Source organism: Clostridium sp. CX1, assembly GCF_025398335.1.
Taxonomy (GTDB): Bacteria; Bacillota; Clostridia; order Clostridiales; family Clostridiaceae; genus Clostridium_AM; species Clostridium_AM tanneri.
The window spans coordinates 174,299-193,364 of the sequence record NZ_JAODOO010000007.1 but is presented as its reverse complement, the minus strand read 5'-3'; the positions used below and the strand labels follow the sequence as shown (position 1 = coordinate 193,364).

Here is a 19,066-nt window from a genome sequence, read left to right as displayed (position 1 = left end):
ATGGCAGTATTCAGGGAGTTTAATCCAATAGGACATGATAGAGTGGCAGAAGACAGAAGAAGGCATAAGGAATTAGTAGAGGATTCTATAAAGAAAAATTTAGTGGATATTTTATCAGAAGAAAGTATAATAGGCCAGACCAAAAATAAAAAGATAAAAATTCCAATAAGAGGTCTTAAGGAGTATCAATTTGTCTATGGAAAAAACGTTCCTGGTGTTGGAAGTGGGGACGGAACAGAAAAAAGAGGAGATGTCATAGGCAAGGAGAAGGATGCTAAGGGACAAGGAAATAAGGGAGCAGGTAATGAAGAGGGAGAAGACATTTATGAAACAGAGATAACTGTTGAAGACATTATGGAATATATATTTCAGGACTTGAATTTGCCTAACCTCACTAAAAAGAAATTTTCTGAGATAGTCTGGGAAGGCTCTAAGAAAAAATGTGGTTATCAAAAAAAAGGTATACCTCCTAGGCTTGCAAAGAAAAAAACTGTGGTGGAAAAGCTTAAAAGAAAGCAGGGTATGAAGAGGGCCCTTAGGGAAGGGCTTAATGATACTGGGATAAACGAGGAATTACTAGATCAATACTCACTAGACGGTGATGCACTTGTAGGAAGATTTCCTTTTAAAGATGATGACTTAAGGTATTACAGAGTTAAGCCAACAAAAAAGAGGGAGTATAATGCAGTAATTATGTGTATTATGGATACCTCTGCTTCTATGGACCAAAACAAAAAGTATTTAGCTAGATCTTTCTTTTTTATGCTATACCAATTTGTTAGAATGAAGTACTCTAGTGTAGAGGTTGTTTTCATAGCGCACTCTACCACTGCTAAGGTAGTTAATGAGCAGGAGTTTTTTCATAAGGTAGAATCCGGAGGAACCTATATATCCAGTGGATATGATAAGGCATTGGAGATTATAAATGAAAAGTATAATCCGGCAATATGGAATATATATTCTTTCCATGTAAGCGATGGGGATAACTGGAGTGAAGACAATGACAGAGCGGTAAAATCAGCGAATAAGCTTTGTGATGTCTGTAATTTATTTGGTTACGCAGAGATTATGGCTTATGGTTATACCAGTGCAATTAAGAAGAGATATGCCGCTGAAGTGAAGAGAGATAACTTTGTATCTGTGGCAATGAAAAAGAAGGAAGATATGTGGGATGCACTTAGGGATATGCTAACAGTAGACATAAAAAATGAGCTTGAATAGCTGAGGGGGTGAAGCTTTGGAGTACACTATAGCAGATTTAGAATATTGGAATGATATTATAGAGGAAAAGGCAAAAGAGGTAGGACTTGACTACTATCCACAAGATTTTGAAATTATAAATTATAATGATATGCTTGCCTACGAGGTTTATGTAGGTATGCCTTCAATGTACCCTCATTGGAGTTTCGGAAAGTCTTATGAAAAGTTGAGAACTCTCTATAATTATAACCTTACAGGATTACCTTACGAAATGGTAATAAATTCGGACCCTTGTATTGCCTATCTTATGAAGGATAATACGTTGCTGCTTCAAATACTAACCATTGCCCATGTTTATGGACACAATGATTTTTTCAAAAACAACAGATTGTTTAGGCAGGCTACAGATGCTAAGTATACTGTAGAGATGTTTAAGAATCATGCAGATATGATTAGATCCTATATAAACGATCCCAGCATAGGTTATGTAGAAGTAGAGAAAATGCTAAATGCAGCCCACGCATTAAAATTCCAAACCAACAGAACTATTGGCGCGTTATATTTAGATGATGATAAAATAAGAAAGAAAAAGATGGAAGACTATAGAAATATAGAGTATTTCGAAAGTCCAATAGTTCCTAGGATAAAACCAAAAGCACCAGATGTAGAAAAAGTTCCGCAGGAGCCAGTAGAAGATATATTAGGTTTTATTTCTAAGTACGGAGATCTCTTCGAATGGCAGAAGAATGTCATAGAAATAGTAAGAGATGAGACAAAATATTTTATTCCTCAAATAGAAACCAAAGTTATGAATGAAGGATGGGCTAGTTATTGGCATTACAACATTTTGAAGAGTCTGGATTTACCACAAAAGCTTTATATAGAATTTATGAAAAGACATAATGATGTAGTTGTTCCACTGCAGGGAAGTATAAATCCATACTTCTTAGGTTTTGAAATTTATAAAGACTTGGTAGAAAGGTATGGATTAGAAAAAATATTTGAAGTGAGATATTTAGAAAGAGATCAATCTTTCTTAAGGAGATATGTTACAAAGGAACTATGTGAAAAGCTTAATTTATTCCAGTATGCAAAGAAAGATAAGAATTATGTCATTGAGGAGATATCTGATGAAGAAGGATGGAAAGAAATTAGAAATAGCTTAAGCAGTACCTGTGGCATGGGATCAATACCTTATATAAGGGTAGTAGATATGTCGAAGCTTGATAAAACATTGACTTTAGAACATGTTTTTGATGGCAGAGAACTTCAGCTTCAGTATGCAGTAGAGACTATCAAGCATATTGTGGATTTATGGAAACACAGAGTAGTTCTTTATACTAATTTAGATAAAAAGATTACTAAAATTATATGTGATGAAAACAAGAAGATAACTTACGAATAGAAAATATAAGGCGATGCAATTTAGGGATATTACTCTAAATTACGTCGCCTTAAAGTGTTATAAATATGCAATTTTTACAAAAAAATTATTGTTGATTTTAACAAAGGTTAAGGTATATTGTTGTTTTATAGCGGCTTAAATTTTTAAGCTATAGGCAGGTATATTGGTTAATAAACTTAAGAAATTTAAGAAATTTAATGAATATATTAAGTTTATTAAATTGAGCAGAAATTATGTGAAAATTGATTATATTTGAAGTATTTGTGTCATAAAGAAAGTATTCTGAAAAGGAAAACGATTGTGAAAAATTTATGAAAGTAGTATAATAAATTTATTAATTCTAAATCTTTTAAAAATTGCAACGAGACACAGAAGAAAGAGGTGAAAAAATAATACACTGGGATGAAACTTGATAAAACATTCAAGCGAAATTACGGAGAAATTTCAGAGATTTAAACTAAAGGGGGATAAAAAATGAGTGAAAAAGAAACAGCTTTAAATGAAGAACTTCATCGTGGCCTTGAAGAAAGACATGTTAAAATGATGGCAATAGGAGGAGCTATTGGAGTTGGCCTATTCTTGGGATCAGCAACAGCTATTCAAGCAGCAGGTCCAGCTATATTGTGTACCTATGCCGTTGCAGGAATAATAATATTTTTTATTATGCGTTCTCTTGGTGAGATGGCTGTTGAACACCCTGTTGCAGGTTCTTTCAGTGCATATGCAAACGATTATGTAAGTCCTCTTGCAGGATATTTAACAGGTTGGACATACTGGATAATGTGGGTTGTAACTTGTATGGCAGAAGTTACAGCAGCAGGTATTTACATTAACTTCTGGTTTTCAAGCGTACCGCAGTGGGTAACAGCATTGGTTGCCGTTTGCATACTTACTATTGTAAACTTAACTGCAGCATCAGCCTTCGGAGAAATCGAATTCTGGTTTGCACTTATAAAAGTTGTTACTATAATTGCCATGATAGCAATCGGGTTAGCTATGATACTGTTTGGTTTAGGAAATAATGGAGTAGCAACTGGTATTTCAAACTTGACCGCTCACGGTGGTTTCTTCCCTAAAGGAATCATGGGACCTATATCAACATTGACTATGGTTGCCTTTGCTTTCGTAGGAGTTGAACTTATCGGTGTTACTGCTGGAGAAGCAAAAAATCCTGATAAAGTAATACCAAAAGCTATAAATAGCGTTTTCATGAGAGTAATGATATTCTACATCGGTGCATTGTTCGTTATCATGTCACTTTATGCTTGGGACAGCATAGGAACAACAGGAAGTCCTTTCGTTCTTACATTCTCAAAACTTGGTATAGCTGCAGCAGCTGGTATCATAAACTTCGTTGTACTGACAGCAGCATTGTCATCCTGTAATAGTGGTATATTCACAACTGGACGTATGGTTTACAATCTTTCACTTCAAGGACAAGCTCCTAAGGTTTTCGGAAAACTTAATAAAAATAATGTTCCTAAGAATGGAATCCTTACTTCAGTAGGATTTATGTTAATCGGGGTTATAATAAACTATGTAGCTCCTGGTAAAGCATTTACCTATGTTACAAGCGTAGGAACATTTGCTGGATTATTCGCTTGGTTCATGATTGTTTACACTCAGATTAAATTCAGAAAGAGTCTTACACCTGAACAGGTTAGCAAGCTGAAGTTTAAAACAGTACTTTATCCAGCTTCAGGCATAATCACTATGATATTCCTAGTTGGCGTATTTGTTTCCATGCTTGTAGGTGCAGATACAAGAATTCCAGCAGTAGTTGGAGTTGTATGGTTACTGATTTTAATTATTGCTTGGTATGCAACTGGATTAAGTAAAAAAGAAGCTACTAAACAGCTAGTTAGTTAAGTTGTATGGATAATAGAAACTGGATTAAATAAAAGATAAGGGGCTGTTTCAAGACTAAGTTTAGTCTTGAAACAGTCATTTTATTTTTTTTATTACATTTAATTGTAAAATATGATATAATGACGCTTTAATCTACCTGATGACTACAGAATGTTGTCATGGAACAAAGTAAGATACTACGAACTGAGGTGGCTATATGTTGAAAATTATGAATAGTGTAAAACAGCATTGGTTAGATTTTGTAAAGGATAACCAACTTAATAATGAATTAAGTCTTATAATAAAGGACTCTTGGACAAGATCTAAAAATTATGGAGTTAACTATCTAGAAACAGAAATAAGAAAGGCCTCAAAAGAAGAGTTAAGTTTTAAACTTAAAGAAAATGAAGAACTTATTCTAATAGCCCATCCAATAATGGAAAATCTCTATAATATAGTATCAGGTTCCGGATTTGTAATAATACTTACTGATAGGGAAGGCTGCATTATCGATATGGTAGGGGATCAAGAGATGATGAAGATTGAAGAGTTAAATTTTCATCTAGGCGCTTTTTGGACAGAGGAATCCATAGGTACAAATGCTATAGGGACTTCGATTTATTTAGATAAGCCTCTCCAGGTTATTGGAGCGGAACATTACTATGTAAAAAATCACTGTCTCACTTGCTCTGCAGCTACTATTCATAATGAAGATGGAGAGATAGTGGGATGCTTAAATATGTCTGGAAATTACTCTAAAGCCAACTCTCATACAACAGGAATAGTAGTTTCTGGAGCCTATTCAATAGAAAAGCAATTTGCTTTAATTAAATCTAATAAGCTTTTAAATGTAATTTTTGCGTCAATGTCTGAAGGAATGATTTTATTAGATGAAGATTTAAATATTAGAAGGATTAATAGAATGGCTTCTAAGATGTTAGACATTTCGGAAGAAAAACTTATAAATATAAATATTAGGGAGTTTCTCAAAGATATAGAAACTATTAAGAAAAAATTAAAGGTTGAAAAAGGTTACCACAGCTCTAATTCTAGCTTCTTTATCAAAAATAAAAGAATAAGATGCAGTTTAAATGCTTTTCCTGTTATGATAAATGACAGGTTACATGGAACAGTTATAACCTTTAAGGACGAAGATTTTATTCATAAGGTAGTAAATACTATGGCAGGATTTAATGCAACCTATAAGTTTGAAAATATAATAACTGAAAATGAAAAAATGAAGCAGACTATTCAATTTGCAAAAAAAGCGGCATTAACCAGCTGTAATGTTCTGATTGAAGGACCAAGCGGTACTGGTAAGGAACTTTTTGCACAGGCTATACACAATTACAGCAATAGAGGTGGTGGACCTTTTGTAGCGTTAAACTGTGCATCACTTCCAAAGGAGCTTATTGAAAGTGAGCTTTTTGGATATGAAAAAGGGGCATTTACTGGTGCATCAAAAGATGGACATCCAGGGAAATTTGAGCTTGCAAATGGTGGAACTATATTCTTAGATGAAATCGGGGAGTTACCACTGGATATGCAATCTAAACTTTTAAGAGTGCTGGACAACAATAAAATAACCAGAGTTGGTGGAACTTACGAAAAAGTATTGAACGTTAGAGTTATTGCTGCTACAAATAGAAACCTCCTCGATGAAATAAACAATAAAAATTTTAGGGAAGATTTATACTATAGACTAAATGTAATGAGTGTAAAAACTATACCTTTAAAGGAGAGAATTGAAGATATAGAGGCTTTGGCCTGTTATTTTGTAAATAAATTGAACAGTGAGAACCCAAGCCTATTCAAAGTTTTGGAAAATAGTTATTTAGACATAATTAAAAGCTATAATTGGCCGGGGAATGTAAGAGAACTAAGGAATATAGTAGAGCGTTCTTACTATCTTTGTGAAGGTAATAGTATAACAGAGGAATACCTTCATGATTATATAGTAAATAAAAAGGAAAATAAACTAGAAGATAATAATAATGATAAAATGTTAACTATAGAGGAACTTGAAAGGGAGAGCATAGAAAAGGCAATTAAACAGAATGGAGGAGACCTTCTAAGAGCTGCACAAGTACTTAGCATTAGTAGGGCTACAATATATAGGAAGGTAAAAAAATACGGTATTAAAGTTTAAATGGAATATTATGTATCTCAATTTGTTAATAAAATAACTAAAAATCTCAAAATGAGATTAACATTAATCTCATTTTGAGATTTTGTTAAATGAATAACATTTAAAATAGCGGCTCTAAATTTTGGCATGAATTTTGCTATATAATATGGTGAGTAATAAATTGATTTGATATTAGGGGGAATAAATATGGCAAGATTTACATTACCAAGAGATATTTACTTTGGAGAAAACACTTTAGAAGTATTAAAAGAATTAAAGGGTAAAAGAGCTGTAGTAGTCGTTGGCGGAGGTTCAATGAAGAAGTTTGGCTTCCTTGATAAGGTAGAAAGCTATTTAAAAGAAGCGGGAATGGAAGTTAAATTAATAGAGGGAGTAGAACCAGATCCATCTGTAGAAACTGTTATGAATGGCGCAAAGCTTATGAGAGAGTTTGAACCAGATTGGATAGTATCAATAGGCGGAGGTTCACCAATAGATGCAGCTAAGGCAATGTGGATATTCTATGAATACCCAGAGTTCACTTTTGAACAGGCTGTAGTTCCTTTTGGATTACCAGAATTAAGACAAAAGGCTAGATTCGCAGCTATCCCTTCAACAAGCGGTACTGCTACAGAAGTTACAGCTTTCTCAGTAATCACTGACTATAAAGCTAAGATAAAATATCCTTTAGCTGATTTTAACTTAACTCCAGATGTAGCTATAATAGATCCAGCTTTAGCTCAAACAATGCCAGCGAAATTAACAGCTCATACTGGAATGGATGCTTTGACTCATGCAATAGAAGCTTATGTAGCAAGTGCAAGATCTCACTTCTCAGACCCACTTGCAATGCAAGCAATAGTAATGGTTAAAGAGAATTTATTAAAATCCTATGAAAGTGATAAGAATTCTAGAAATGAAATGCATATAGCTCAATGTTTAGCAGGAATGGCTTTCTCAAATGCGTTACTTGGAATTACTCACAGCATGGCACATAAGACTGGGGCAGTGTTCCACATACCACACGGATGTGCTAATGCAATATTTCTTCCATATGTAATCCAGTTTAATAGCAAAGCTTGCGGAGATAGATATGCTGCAATAGCTAAAACTTTAGGGTTAGCTGGTACTACTGAAGAAGAATTAGTAGATGCATTAATAGATATGATACAAGATATGAATAAGAAGATGGATATTCCTCTAACATTAAAGGAATACGGTGTAACTGAAGAAGACTTTAAAGCAAATATAGATTTCATCGCAGAAAACGCAATAGAAGATGCATGTACAGGATCAAACCCAAGAACAATAACTGCTGAAGAAATGAAGAAGGTATTTGAATGTTCCTTTACAGGTGAAAAGGTTACATTCTAAACTTTCAACATAACATAAAAATTTACTTTCTCATCTCAGGATAATAAAATCTCGAAGGTGATTCAGTTTTATGAATCATCTTTGAGTTTTAATTTTTAAACAATATTATTTAAATATACTTTTATTATTGTAGAAGTTTTGGTATTATTGTAAATAATGGTATAATATTTAAATGCATTTATATACACTAGAAATTAGTATTATATCTTTCAGCTGTAAAAGACCTAAGGATTAATACTAGACTTTGATAGAAAAATAAATTTATAGGGGGATTGAAATGTATAAGATCGTTGAGAAAAGAGAAGTGGCTCCAAACATTTATCTTATGGATGTAGAGGCGCCAAGAGTTGCTAAAGCAGCAAAACCAGGACAATTCATCATAGTAAAGTTGGACGACAAAGGGGAAAGAGTTCCTCTTACAATTTGCGATTATGATGATAAGAAAGGTACAGTTACTATAGTATTCCAAACAGTAGGTAGTTCGACAAATAAAATGGCTAAGCTAGATGAAGGTGATTATTTTGCAGATTTTGCGGGACCACTTGGACAACCTTCCGAATTTATTCACGAAGATTTAGGGGAATTAAAGAAGAAAAAGATAATCTTTGTTGCAGGTGGAGTTGGTGCTGCTCCAGTATATCCACAGGTTAAGTGGCTTAGAGAAAAATCAGTAGATGTAGAAGTTATTGTAGGCGGAAAGACAAAGGACTATCTACTTCTTATTGATGAAATGGAAAAGTTAGGTGCTAAGATTCATATTAGTACTGACGATGGTTCTGCTGGATACAAGGGGCTTGTAACTGGTCTTCTAAAAGAACTTATAGATGCTGGAAACAATTATGACGAAGTAATTGCAATAGGACCTATGATAATGATGAAATTTGTAGCTAAGCTTACAAAAGAATATAATCTTAAAACAATAGTTAGCTTAAATACGCTAATGGTAGATGGCACAGGTATGTGCGGAGCTTGTAGAGTTACAGTAGGAGACAAAACTAAATTTACCTGTGTTGATGGTCCTGAATTTGACGGACATCTAGTGAATTTTGAGGAAGCAATGAGAAGACAATCTCTTTATAAGAGCGAGGAAGGAAGAAAGCTTGTTGCAGAAGAAAAGAAAGAAGGACATAGTTGTAATTGTATGGGAGGAAATAAATAATGGATAGAATGAAGAGAATACCAATACAAGAACAAGATGCAAAGGTAAGAGCAACTAACTTTGAAGAGGTTTGTTTAGGATATACAAAGGAAGAAGCATTACAAGAAGCTTCAAGATGCTTAAATTGTAAAAATCCTAAATGTGTAGGTGACTGTCCTGTATCCATACACATACCAGAATTTATACAGCAGGTTAAAGAAGGAAACTTTGAAGAGGCTGCTAAGATTATAGCTAAATCTAGTGCACTTCCAGCAGTATGTGGAAGAGTATGTCCGCAAGAAAGCCAATGCGAAGGTGTATGTGTACTTGGAATAAAAGGTGAAGCAGTAGCTATAGGTAAGCTTGAAAGATTTGTAGCTGACTGGTCAAGAGAGAATAATGTGGATTTATCAGAAAGAAAGCCAAGCAATGGAAAGAAAGTTGCCGTTATAGGAAGTGGTCCTGCGGGGTTAACTTGTGCAGGAGACTTAGCTAAGCTTGGTTATGATGTAACTATATTCGAAGCATTACATGAAGCAGGCGGAGTTTTAGTTTATGGAATACCAGAGTTTAGACTTCCAAAGGATAAAGTAGTTAAACATGAAGTTGAAAATGTTAAAAAGCTTGGCGTTAAAATAGAAACTAACGTAATAATAGGAAGAACCGTTACAATAGATCAGTTAATGGAAGAAGAGAATTTTGACGCTATATTTATAGGATCAGGAGCCGGACTCCCTAAGTTTATGGGAATACCAGGAGAAAACTTAAATGGAGTATTCTCAGCTAATGAGTTCTTAACAAGAAACAACCTAATGAAAGCCTTTAAGGAGGATTTCGATACACCTATAAAGGTTGGCACAAAGGTAGCAGTAGTTGGAGGCGGAAACGTTGCTATGGACGCAGCTAGAACAGCTTTAAGACTTGGAGCTGAAGTTCATATAGTATACAGAAGATCAGAATCAGAACTTCCAGCTAGAGTTGAAGAAGTACATCATGCAAAAGAAGAAGGCGTAATAATGGATGTACTTACAAACCCAACTGAAATCTTAGGAGATGAAAATGGCTGGGTTAAAGGAATGAAATGTGTAAAGATGGAGCTTGGTGAGCCAGATGCTTCAGGAAGAAGAAAGCCTGTAGTAGTAGAAGGTTCAGAGTTTGTAATGGACGTAGATACAGTTATCATGTCCCTTGGAACATCACCAAACCCATTAATATCATCAACTACAAAAGGATTAGAAATAAACAAGCATAAGTGTATAGTAGCACAGGAGGAAACTGGTTTAACTTCAAGAGAAGCAGTATATGCTGGTGGAGATGCTGTAACTGGAGCTGCTACAGTAATATTAGCTATGGGAGCTGGAAAGAAGGCTGCTAAGGCTATTGACGAGTTCTTAAGCCAAAAGTAGGTTATCTCAGGTAAATACTTAACTTATATAACAATATACCATTCTTTAGATACACTGCATTAGGGTAAAGCTTAATGTAGTGTTTTTTTATCTATAATTATAATAAGTCTGTATATTTATAAATTTACTAAATTTGACAAATCCCTGAAATAGGGTACAATTATATATGGGGAAGGTATATTAATATGCCTAATTATAGCCTATTGCGGAGGATTGTGGAATTGGAGAAGGATGCGTTATATAATATACTAATTGTTGATGATAATAGAAATAATTTGATATCACTAAGAGCTCTTATTGAAGAATATATTAATGCTAATGTAATAGAAGCAAACTGTGGACAAGAGGCCCTAAGGGAATTATTAAAACAGTCTATAGACTTAATAATTCTAGATGTACAAATGGAAGGAATGGATGGATTCGAATTAGCTACATTAATAAAACAGAGGAGGAAAACAGAAAGTATACCAATCGTATTTTTAACTGCTGCGTATACTAATGAGCAATTTAGAAAGCGAGGCTTTCAAGTTGGTGCTGTAGATTACTTGACCAAGCCTATTGATGAATATCAGCTAATCAATAGAATTAATATATACCTAAAAATGATTGAAAAAGAAAGAACTATGAATTTAGAATTAGAACAGAGAGTAAACGATCAAGTCAAGGAGTTAAAAAAAGCGAAAGAATTAGCAGAGCAGCTAAATGAGGCAAAAAGCACTTTTATTGCAAATATGTCTCACGAGCTTCGCACACCTCTTAATATTTTATTAAGTACAACCCAGTTAATTAACTTATATCTGAGGGAGGATAGGGCGCTAGATAGAGAAAAACTACAAAGTAAAATAAACTTGCAGGTACAAAATTGTTATCGATTACTAAGACTTGTAAATAACTTAATTGATATTACAAAAATAGATGCAGGATATTTTAATCTTAGGTTAAGCATGTGTAATATAATTGAAATTGTTGAGGAAATAACCATGTCAGTAGTTGAATATGTTGAAAACAAAGGAGCTAATCTAATTTTTGATACAGATATCGAAGAAAAAATTATTTGTTGTGATCTAGATGCTATTGAAAGAATTATGTTAAATCTGCTTTCTAATGCTATAAAATATACCCCTAAAGGAGGAAGTATATTTGTTAACGTAAAAGATTTAGGGGATAAGGTGATGATTTCAGTAAGAGATACAGGTATAGGTATCCCAGAGGATAAACTTAATATTATATTTCAAAGATTTAAACAAGTAGATAACCTCCTTACAAGGCAATGTGAAGGAAGTGGAATTGGTTTGAATTTGGTAAAGTCTTTAGTAGAAATGCATAATGGACAGATATATGTTGAAAGTGAGTATGGAAAGGGAAGTGAACTTATATTTGAACTACCTACAGATTTACAGGGGGAGCAGGAATCTATTCCTGATTTAAAACCGCTTATTACGGAAGAAAACGTTATGCAAAGAATACATGTTGAATTTTCAGATATATACTACTAAGCTTTTAAGAGCATATAGTTACTATTTTAGCTAGGAAATAAACAGCAGATACAAAGATACAAAGTTTAGCAAGGAGGCCTTCACTTTTACTATGAAATTCTTAGAAAATGTAAGTATACAGAAACGTCTAATCGGAGCTCTTGTAATCTGGATGATTATTCTTATTGGTTTTGGCACCTTAGCAATTATCAAGCTTCAGGAGCTTGCCTTGGTGACTCAAAAAATATACGATTATCCATTACAGTTATCAAATTCAGCAAAGGAAGTTAGAGTAGATATTATAAAAATACATAGAGAGATGAGAGACGTAATACTTTCTGAAAGCGAAACAGAAATACAAAGTCATATAGATGTTATAAATTCACTTGAAAATAGAGTTTATCAAGAAATGGATGTAATAAAAAATGCCAGTTCTTCTGGAGACGTTAAAAGCTTAGAAATGGATATCAGATCTTTATTAACAAAGTGGAAAAAAAGCAGACAAGATGTAATCAATCTTTCAATAAACGGGGAGAAAAGAGAGGCTTTAATTTTATCACAGGATAATAACAGTGATTTTGTAGGTAAAATAGAAGAAGAGCTAGATAAAATAGATAAGCTAGAAGGAATACTAGCCAGTGATCTAATAACAGATGCTCATAAAATTCAGAACTCACAAAAGTCTATACTTTTATTATCTTTATTAGTATTTGGACTTATAGCAGTTGCTTTTTTTACCCTAATAGCAAGAAGTATAATAGTACCTATTGCTCAGTTAAAGGCTGTAATGAAAGATAGTGTCACTACCGATGACCTACTGGAATGTAGCCTACAGGGGAAAAATGAGCTAGTAGATATGTCAGAAAACTTTAATGCCTTAATTTACAAGCTTAGAAGTCAGTTTTGGATAAAAGATGGGCAAAACAAATTAAGTCAGCAAACATCAGGTAACTACTCTTTAAAAGAACTTACTCAAAGGGTTATTAACTTTTTAGGTGAGTTTTTAGAAGCGGGAAATGGAGTTTTCTATTTATATAACGAGAAGGATAAAACCTTGAGATTAAATTCAGCTTTTGCTTTTAATGAAAGGAACATTTTATTTGAACATTATGCTATGGGACAGGGAATTGTGGGGCAGGTTGCATTGGAGAGAAAGCCTATTCTATTACGTAATATAAAAAGGCAGGATGCTTTAATAAGGACTGGTATAATTAGTGAGCCGCCTCTTAACTTATATGCCTTTCCATTAATTCACGAGGACAAGCTTTATGGTGTTATTGAGATTTCCTCTTTTCAACCTTTTACAGATGCAAAACAGGAGTTTTTAAAAGAAAGCAGCAGAATAATTGCCATTAATCTTTTTTCTGTAATTCAAAATGAAAAGATAAAGACTCTTCTAGAAGAATCAGAGGAAGCAAAGGGAAAAATTCAGATTACTGCAGAAGAATTGCAAAAGGCCAACACTATATTAGAGGAACAACAGATATTGTTACAGCAGCAAACGGAAGAGTTACAAAAAACCAACGCTGAACTTGAAGAACAACAGCAATTGCTGCAGCAGCAAAGTGAGGAACTGCAGCAAACTAATAGTCAACTTGAAGAACAACAGCAAATGTTAGAGGAACAATCTAAAGTTCTAAATACTCAGAATAGAGAATTAGAAAGTTCTAGAGAGGAACTTATTAGTCGTTCAAATGAATTAGAAATAACTAATAAGTATAAGTCGGAGTTTTTGGCCAATATGTCTCATGAGCTTCGAACACCTTTAAATTCTATAATTTTGTTATCTAAATTATTAATAACAAATCAAGAAAGTAGGTTAAGTAAGGAATACATTGAAAAAATAAGTATTATACATAGTTCTGGAAATGAATTGCTAAGATTGATAAATGATATACTAGACCTTTCAAAAATTGAGGCTGGAAGAATGAATTTAAACATAACAAAATTTCATTCTAATGAACTTTTACAAAACCTAAAGAACCTCTTTGGCGAAGTAGCTGAAGAGAAGAATGTTCAGTTAATAATAAAGGATAGTGTTGATAAAGAATTAAAGGGTGATAGAGATAAGATTTCTCAAATACTTAGAAACTTATTATCTAATTCCTTAAAGTTTACTAACGAAGGATCTGTTAAATTAATAGTAGACCTAGATGAGTATAAAAAAGACACAGTAGTATTTTCAGTTATAGATACCGGTATTGGGATAAGATATGAGCAGATACAGATGATATTTGAAGAGTTTCAACAGGGAGATGGTTCTATATCCAGAAAATATGGCGGCACCGGTCTTGGGCTTTCCATATCAAAGAAATTAGCTGAATTCATGGGAGGCTGCATTGAAGTAAACAGCCAACTAGGAGTGGGAAGCGAATTTAAGCTGATTTTGCCAGGATTAATTGATATCTGTGCCACCAGAGAGGAAATTAAGGTTATTCCAGATGATTCTAGTGAAAATATAGGTGAAGGGCTAGAAGAGGAATCTGTAAGAAAGAGTGATAGACTTACTTTATTGCTTGAAAAAAATTTAGACTTTATAACTTCTGTGAAAAACATTAACCAAGGTCTAGGTTTCAATACTGTAGTTGCTGCTAATGTTGAAGAGGGAAACAGTATGCTTAAAAAGTGTAAAGTAGATGGTATTATAGTGAATTTAGCATTATTGAGTAAAGAAGAGTTACAAAGGCTAAAAGCACTGAGGAATAGTAATAACAAAGAAATCCCTATTATTGCATATACAGATAAAGAGTTGGAAGTTGATGAAGAAAGGAAAGTAAAAAGGTATTTTGATAGTGTAATTTTGAAGACATTTAATTCTGACGAAAGATTGATAGATGAAATTACGTTGTTTTTACATAAGGTTAGAAAAAATAATAAAGAAAACGGATACCTGGTAAGTAGAACAGATAGAGAATATGCTTTGAATTTGAAAGGTAAAAAAATACTAATAGTAGATGATGATCCGAGAAATATTTTTGTTTTAGCATCTGCTTTAGAAGACTTTGAGGGAGAGGTGCTTGATGCTGAAAATGGAAAGATTGCAATAGAAAAGCTTAAGAGGAATAATGTGGATTTAATCTTAATGGATATTATGATGCCTGTTATGGATGGATACGAGGCTATAAAGACAATACGTAAAGATGAAAAATTAAAAGACATTCCTATAATTGCGCTTACTGCAAAAAGTTTAAAGGAAGATAGAGCAAAGTGTATTGAAGTTGGAGCAGATGATTATATTTCAAAACCTGTAGACTATGATATTTTTATCCGTTTAGTAAAGGCTTGGATAAGCAAAAAACTTTAATGGTTAAGGAGGATAAGTGAATGGGGGTAAGTGTGGATAAGGTAATAAATGGAGTAAGATGCATTACAGTAACCGGTGAGTTATGTGATGAAATTGAGATAGAAGAATTTTTTAATATACTAGATCAACAAATCACTACTGAAACCCAAGTAACTTTTCTTGATGCCTCTACTTTAGAGGCGGCAATTATTGAAAAACTGGCAGATATTCAAAGTGCTAGAAAATTAGAAATTTCTGTTGTTAAGTCGTATTTGTATTCTTATATGTATAAGCTAGGAATTCGATGTAAGTATAATCCAATGAGAAATATGAGTTCGGGAATTATCTCTAAAAAGCTGCAAAGCGCTGAAGTAAAACTAGGGAGAGAAGAGGTTTTATATTTCCTTGAGAATATTAATAAAAAATATGGCTATGATTATACTGAGTATCAAGTTGACAGTATTATGAGAAGAATTAAAATATCAATGCTGAGAGCTAATACTGACGATTTTACCGGGTTTCAGAATTTAGTTTTAGAAAATGACAGTTATTTCGAACAGCTATTTTTAGATTTTTCTATAAATACCACAGAGTTTTTTAGGAATCCAGAAGTTTTTCAGGTAGTGAAAAATAAAGTACTTTTACACCTTAACTTTTATTCACATATTAGAATTTGGTGCATAGGTTGCTCTACAGGAAAAGAACCCTATTCCTTAGCTATTTTATTAGAAGAAGCAGGATTACTCCACAAAGTACAAATATATGCTACAGATATAAATCCATATGTTATAGAAGAAGCAAAAAATGGTATGTACTCCATGGATGATATAGAAGAAGGAATTCAAAACTATAGGAAAGCTGGTGGTGAAAATAGCTTTACCAGCTATTTTGAATTGAAGGGAAATTATATTAAAATTAAACAAGGGCTTAAGAAAAACATATTGTTTTTTCAACATAGTATTTTAGGAAATGGTATTATCAACGAATTTCATCTTATACTATGTAGAAATGTATTAATTTATTTTAATAACAGTCTTCAGAAAAAGGTATTAAGGTATCTAAGTGACTCCTTAGATAAAAATGGTTTTTTAGTTTTGGGAAAAAGTGGAGGAATACTTCAAAATGGTGGCTATAACTATTTTACCAAGTATGATGAAATAAATAAAATTTATAAAAAGAAAGAATTAGTTTAGAGCTTAGATGAAAGTATAAAAACAATGATAAAACATAAGTTAAGAGAGCTGAAAACTGGACATTTTAGCTCTCTTAAAATTACTTTAAAACCACGATTTAACTAGGCATAGTTTGTTATTTTAGCATACTGTACAGATATACAAATCTAGTTGCATGCTCCTGTTCATCAGTAATGATTTCAAAAAGCATATCTCTCATCTGGATAGTAGGAAGCATTGACTGAATTCTTCTATACAATTCAACAGCTCCCAATTCCCCGTTTATACTACTTTCAATTGCAGGAAGCAGACAGTCTATCTTTTCAATTTTAGGAACCGGTATGTCGCATTCTCTTCCGGTTAGCATATAGTAAATGTGTTTAAACATCATATAATGTTTTCCTTCATCCTTATAGGCGAATTCTATTTGTTTGCGAACCTTATCATTTTTAGCTAATTCCATCATTTTTTTATACTTTACTCTGTCATGTCGTTCATCTTTCATGGCTTCAGTGATTAAGTCTAGTACATTTTTGTCTCTCCTATACATATCCATTCCGTTAAACAAAATATGTTCCTCCCTAAATATTGGTGTTGCTAGAAGCACTCAACTATATAATATGTGGCTAAAATAAATTTGGTTACTGAATATTTTACTATTGCAATTCTAGGAATAAACTGTTAAAATTACACTATGACAAATTAGTGCTTTATCATGATAAAATTATAAAGCGATAAAATGAGGAAGTGAATTTGATGCTAAGTTGGAAGAGATATATACCAGAAGGTACAAGAGATATGTTATTTGAGGAATGTAGTAGAAAAATTCAAGTAGAAAATATATTAAGGACGACCTATGTAAATAGCGGGTTTTTGGAAGTAATATCTCCAACACTGGAGTTTTATGATGTCTTTAGTGGAGAAAACTCTACTTTGGCTCAGGAGAAAATGTATAAGTTACTTGATAATCAAGGTAGAATATTAGTTTTAAGACCAGATATGACTACACCTATAGCCAGATTAGCAGCTACTAAATTAAAAGATGCACCTCATCCTTTAAAATTATGTTATACATCAAATATTTATAGAATGAATGAAAGTTTAAATGGTAAAAATAGTGAAATTACCCAGTCAGGGATTGAACTTATAGGGATAGACAATATTAAAGCAGATGTGGAAGTAATAATAACAGGAATATCGGCACTATTAAGCTGTGGACTTGATAATTTCAAAATAGAGCTAGGGCATGCTGAGTTTTTTAAGGCTATAGTAGAAGAAGCTAACTTTGAAGATGAAGTAAAGGAAAAGCTTAGAATACATATAGAAAACAAAAACTTTACGGCTCTTTCAGAATTTTTAGAAGAGAAAAAAGCTGATATAGATGAAAAAACAGTATTTATTCTAAAAGAGCTTCCTAAGCTTTTTGGAAACATTGAAATATTAGATAAAGCCTCAGAACTAACAGTTAACTCTAGAGCTTTAGATGCATTAGAAACTATAAGAAATGTTTATAAAGTAATTGAGGATGCAGAACTTTCAGGGTATTTATCTGTAGATTTAGGGATGGTTCAGGACTTAAATTATTATACCGGAATAGTTTTTAGAGGCTATGCACCAGGAGTTGGTGGAAATATATTAAGTGGAGGAAGATATGATAAATTGATATACCAGTTTGGAGAAGAACAGGCGGCTACAGGGCTTGCCATTGATGTAGATAGTATTTTGACAGCTCTGCAGAATAGTGATAGTAAAGAAACAGTTAAAGAGAAGATTTTAATTTACTATAAAGAGGGGCAATTTAGAGAGGCATATAGAAAAGCGATAGAACTTAGAAGAAGCGGCATTATTACTGAACTTAATCTAACAAATTCATATGAGGAAGCTGTTAAATATGCACAGATGAAGGGACTAAATAAAATTGTAAAAATTATATAAGTGAAAGACAAAACTTTATCAAATTAGGAACATTGGAGGCTTTAATATGGAGAATAAACAAACCGTCAGAATAGCTTTAACTAAAGGGAGAATTGAACAAGGGGCTATAGACATTTTTAGGGCTGCTGATATAGACTGCAGTGAGCTTTTAAATAAAGGCAGAAAACTAATATTTGAGAACAAGTGCAGCAATATAGAATTTGTTCTTGTAAAAGCAGCAGATGTTATAACTTATGTGGAACACGGAGTTGTTGATATAGGTATAGTTGGAAAAGATACATTAATGGAATATAATAAAAGCTTTTATGAAGTTCTAGACTTAAAATTTGGGTGTTGTAAGTTTGCGGTAGCAGGTCCTAAAAACTCTAATTTTTATGAAGGCTACAATAGGAAGAAAATTGCTACTAAATATCCTAATGTAGCAAGAAATTATTTTAGAACCATTGGTCAAGATGTTGAAATAATTAAAATAGAAGGTTCTGTAGAGTTAGGTCCTATTCTAGGACTAGCTGATGCTATAGTAGACATAGTAGAAACAGGAAATACATTAAAGGAAAATGGTTTGGTAATTTATGAGGATATATGTAGTATAAGTGCAAGAATGATAGTAAATATAGCTAGTATAAAGATGAAGAAAGAAGAAATAGGAGAAATTATGTTAAAGGTTCAAAGGGAAGTTAGCAAAAGGGAAGCAGTGTAGTC

At 33.0% G+C, this 19,066-nt stretch carries 13 protein-coding genes; 12 read left to right on the top strand and 1 reads right to left on the bottom strand.

The window, feature by feature from the left end; all coding sequences use genetic code 11:
- The 10 genes from yhbH to N4T77_RS10150 all read left to right on the top strand — a co-directional run bounded on the left by yhbH (window position 1) and on the right by N4T77_RS10150 (window position 16,450).
- Window positions 1–1,221, top strand: coding sequence for a sporulation protein YhbH (gene yhbH / locus N4T77_RS10195; protein ID WP_261671684.1), 1,221 nt, complete (start codon window positions 1–3; stop codon window positions 1,219–1,221).
- Between the two features lie 16 nt (window positions 1,222–1,237).
- A complete protein-coding gene (locus tag N4T77_RS10190) occupies window positions 1,238–2,605 on the top strand; it encodes a SpoVR family protein (RefSeq protein WP_261671683.1) in 1,368 nt (455 codons plus the stop codon).
- Between the two features lie 474 nt (window positions 2,606–3,079).
- Window positions 3,080–4,474 (top strand): amino acid permease, encoded by a 1,395-nt coding sequence (locus tag N4T77_RS10185; protein WP_261671682.1) that lies wholly within the window; start codon window positions 3,080–3,082, stop codon window positions 4,472–4,474.
- A 196-nt stretch (window positions 4,475–4,670) separates the two neighbouring features.
- Window positions 4,671–6,602 carry a sigma-54-dependent Fis family transcriptional regulator gene (locus tag N4T77_RS10180; RefSeq protein WP_261671681.1) on the top strand — a complete coding sequence of 644 codons (1,932 nt, stop codon included), beginning with the start codon at window positions 4,671–4,673 and terminating at the stop codon, window positions 6,600–6,602.
- A gap of 186 nt (window positions 6,603–6,788) precedes the next feature.
- Window positions 6,789–7,955, top strand: coding sequence for an iron-containing alcohol dehydrogenase (locus N4T77_RS10175; RefSeq protein ID WP_261671680.1), 1,167 nt, complete (start codon window positions 6,789–6,791; stop codon window positions 7,953–7,955).
- Window positions 7,956–8,232: 277 nt separating this feature from the next.
- The gene (locus tag N4T77_RS10170) at window positions 8,233–9,114 is read left to right on the top strand and encodes a sulfide/dihydroorotate dehydrogenase-like FAD/NAD-binding protein (protein WP_261671679.1); all 882 of its coding nucleotides are present in this window, start codon (window positions 8,233–8,235) and stop codon (window positions 9,112–9,114) included.
- The gene (gltA, locus tag N4T77_RS10165; protein WP_261671678.1) at window positions 9,114–10,499 is read left to right on the top strand and encodes an NADPH-dependent glutamate synthase; all 1,386 of its coding nucleotides are present in this window, start codon (window positions 9,114–9,116) and stop codon (window positions 10,497–10,499) included. Before N4T77_RS10170 ends, gltA begins: the two co-directional genes overlap by 1 nt.
- Window positions 10,500–10,720: 221 nt before the next feature.
- Window positions 10,721–11,995, top strand: coding sequence for a hybrid sensor histidine kinase/response regulator (locus tag N4T77_RS10160; protein WP_261671677.1), 1,275 nt, complete (start codon window positions 10,721–10,723; stop codon window positions 11,993–11,995).
- 91 nt (window positions 11,996–12,086) lie between these two features.
- A complete protein-coding gene (locus N4T77_RS10155) occupies window positions 12,087–15,278 on the top strand; it encodes a response regulator (RefSeq protein WP_261671676.1) in 3,192 nt (1,063 codons plus the stop codon).
- 20 nt (window positions 15,279–15,298) lie between these two features.
- A complete protein-coding gene (locus N4T77_RS10150) occupies window positions 15,299–16,450 on the top strand; it encodes a protein-glutamate O-methyltransferase CheR (RefSeq protein WP_261671675.1) in 1,152 nt (383 codons plus the stop codon).
- Between the two features lie 115 nt (window positions 16,451–16,565).
- Here N4T77_RS10150 and N4T77_RS10145 read toward each other — a convergent pair whose 3' ends face one another.
- A complete protein-coding gene (locus N4T77_RS10145; RefSeq protein ID WP_261671674.1) occupies window positions 16,566–16,997 on the bottom strand; it encodes a ferritin-like domain-containing protein in 432 nt (143 codons plus the stop codon).
- 188 nt (window positions 16,998–17,185) lie between these two features.
- On the opposite strand from N4T77_RS10145, the gene N4T77_RS10140 reads away from it, so the two are divergent.
- Together N4T77_RS10140 and hisG are read left to right on the top strand one after the other, a co-directional pair.
- On the top strand, window positions 17,186–18,364 hold the full coding sequence (locus N4T77_RS10140; RefSeq protein ID WP_261671673.1) for an ATP phosphoribosyltransferase regulatory subunit: 1,179 nt from the start codon (window positions 17,186–17,188) through the stop codon (window positions 18,362–18,364).
- A 46-nt stretch (window positions 18,365–18,410) separates the two neighbouring features.
- Entirely contained in the window at window positions 18,411–19,064 is a 654-nt protein-coding gene (gene hisG, locus N4T77_RS10135) for an ATP phosphoribosyltransferase (RefSeq protein ID WP_261671672.1), read from the top strand.
- The last annotated feature ends 2 nt before the right edge of the window (window positions 19,065–19,066 follow it).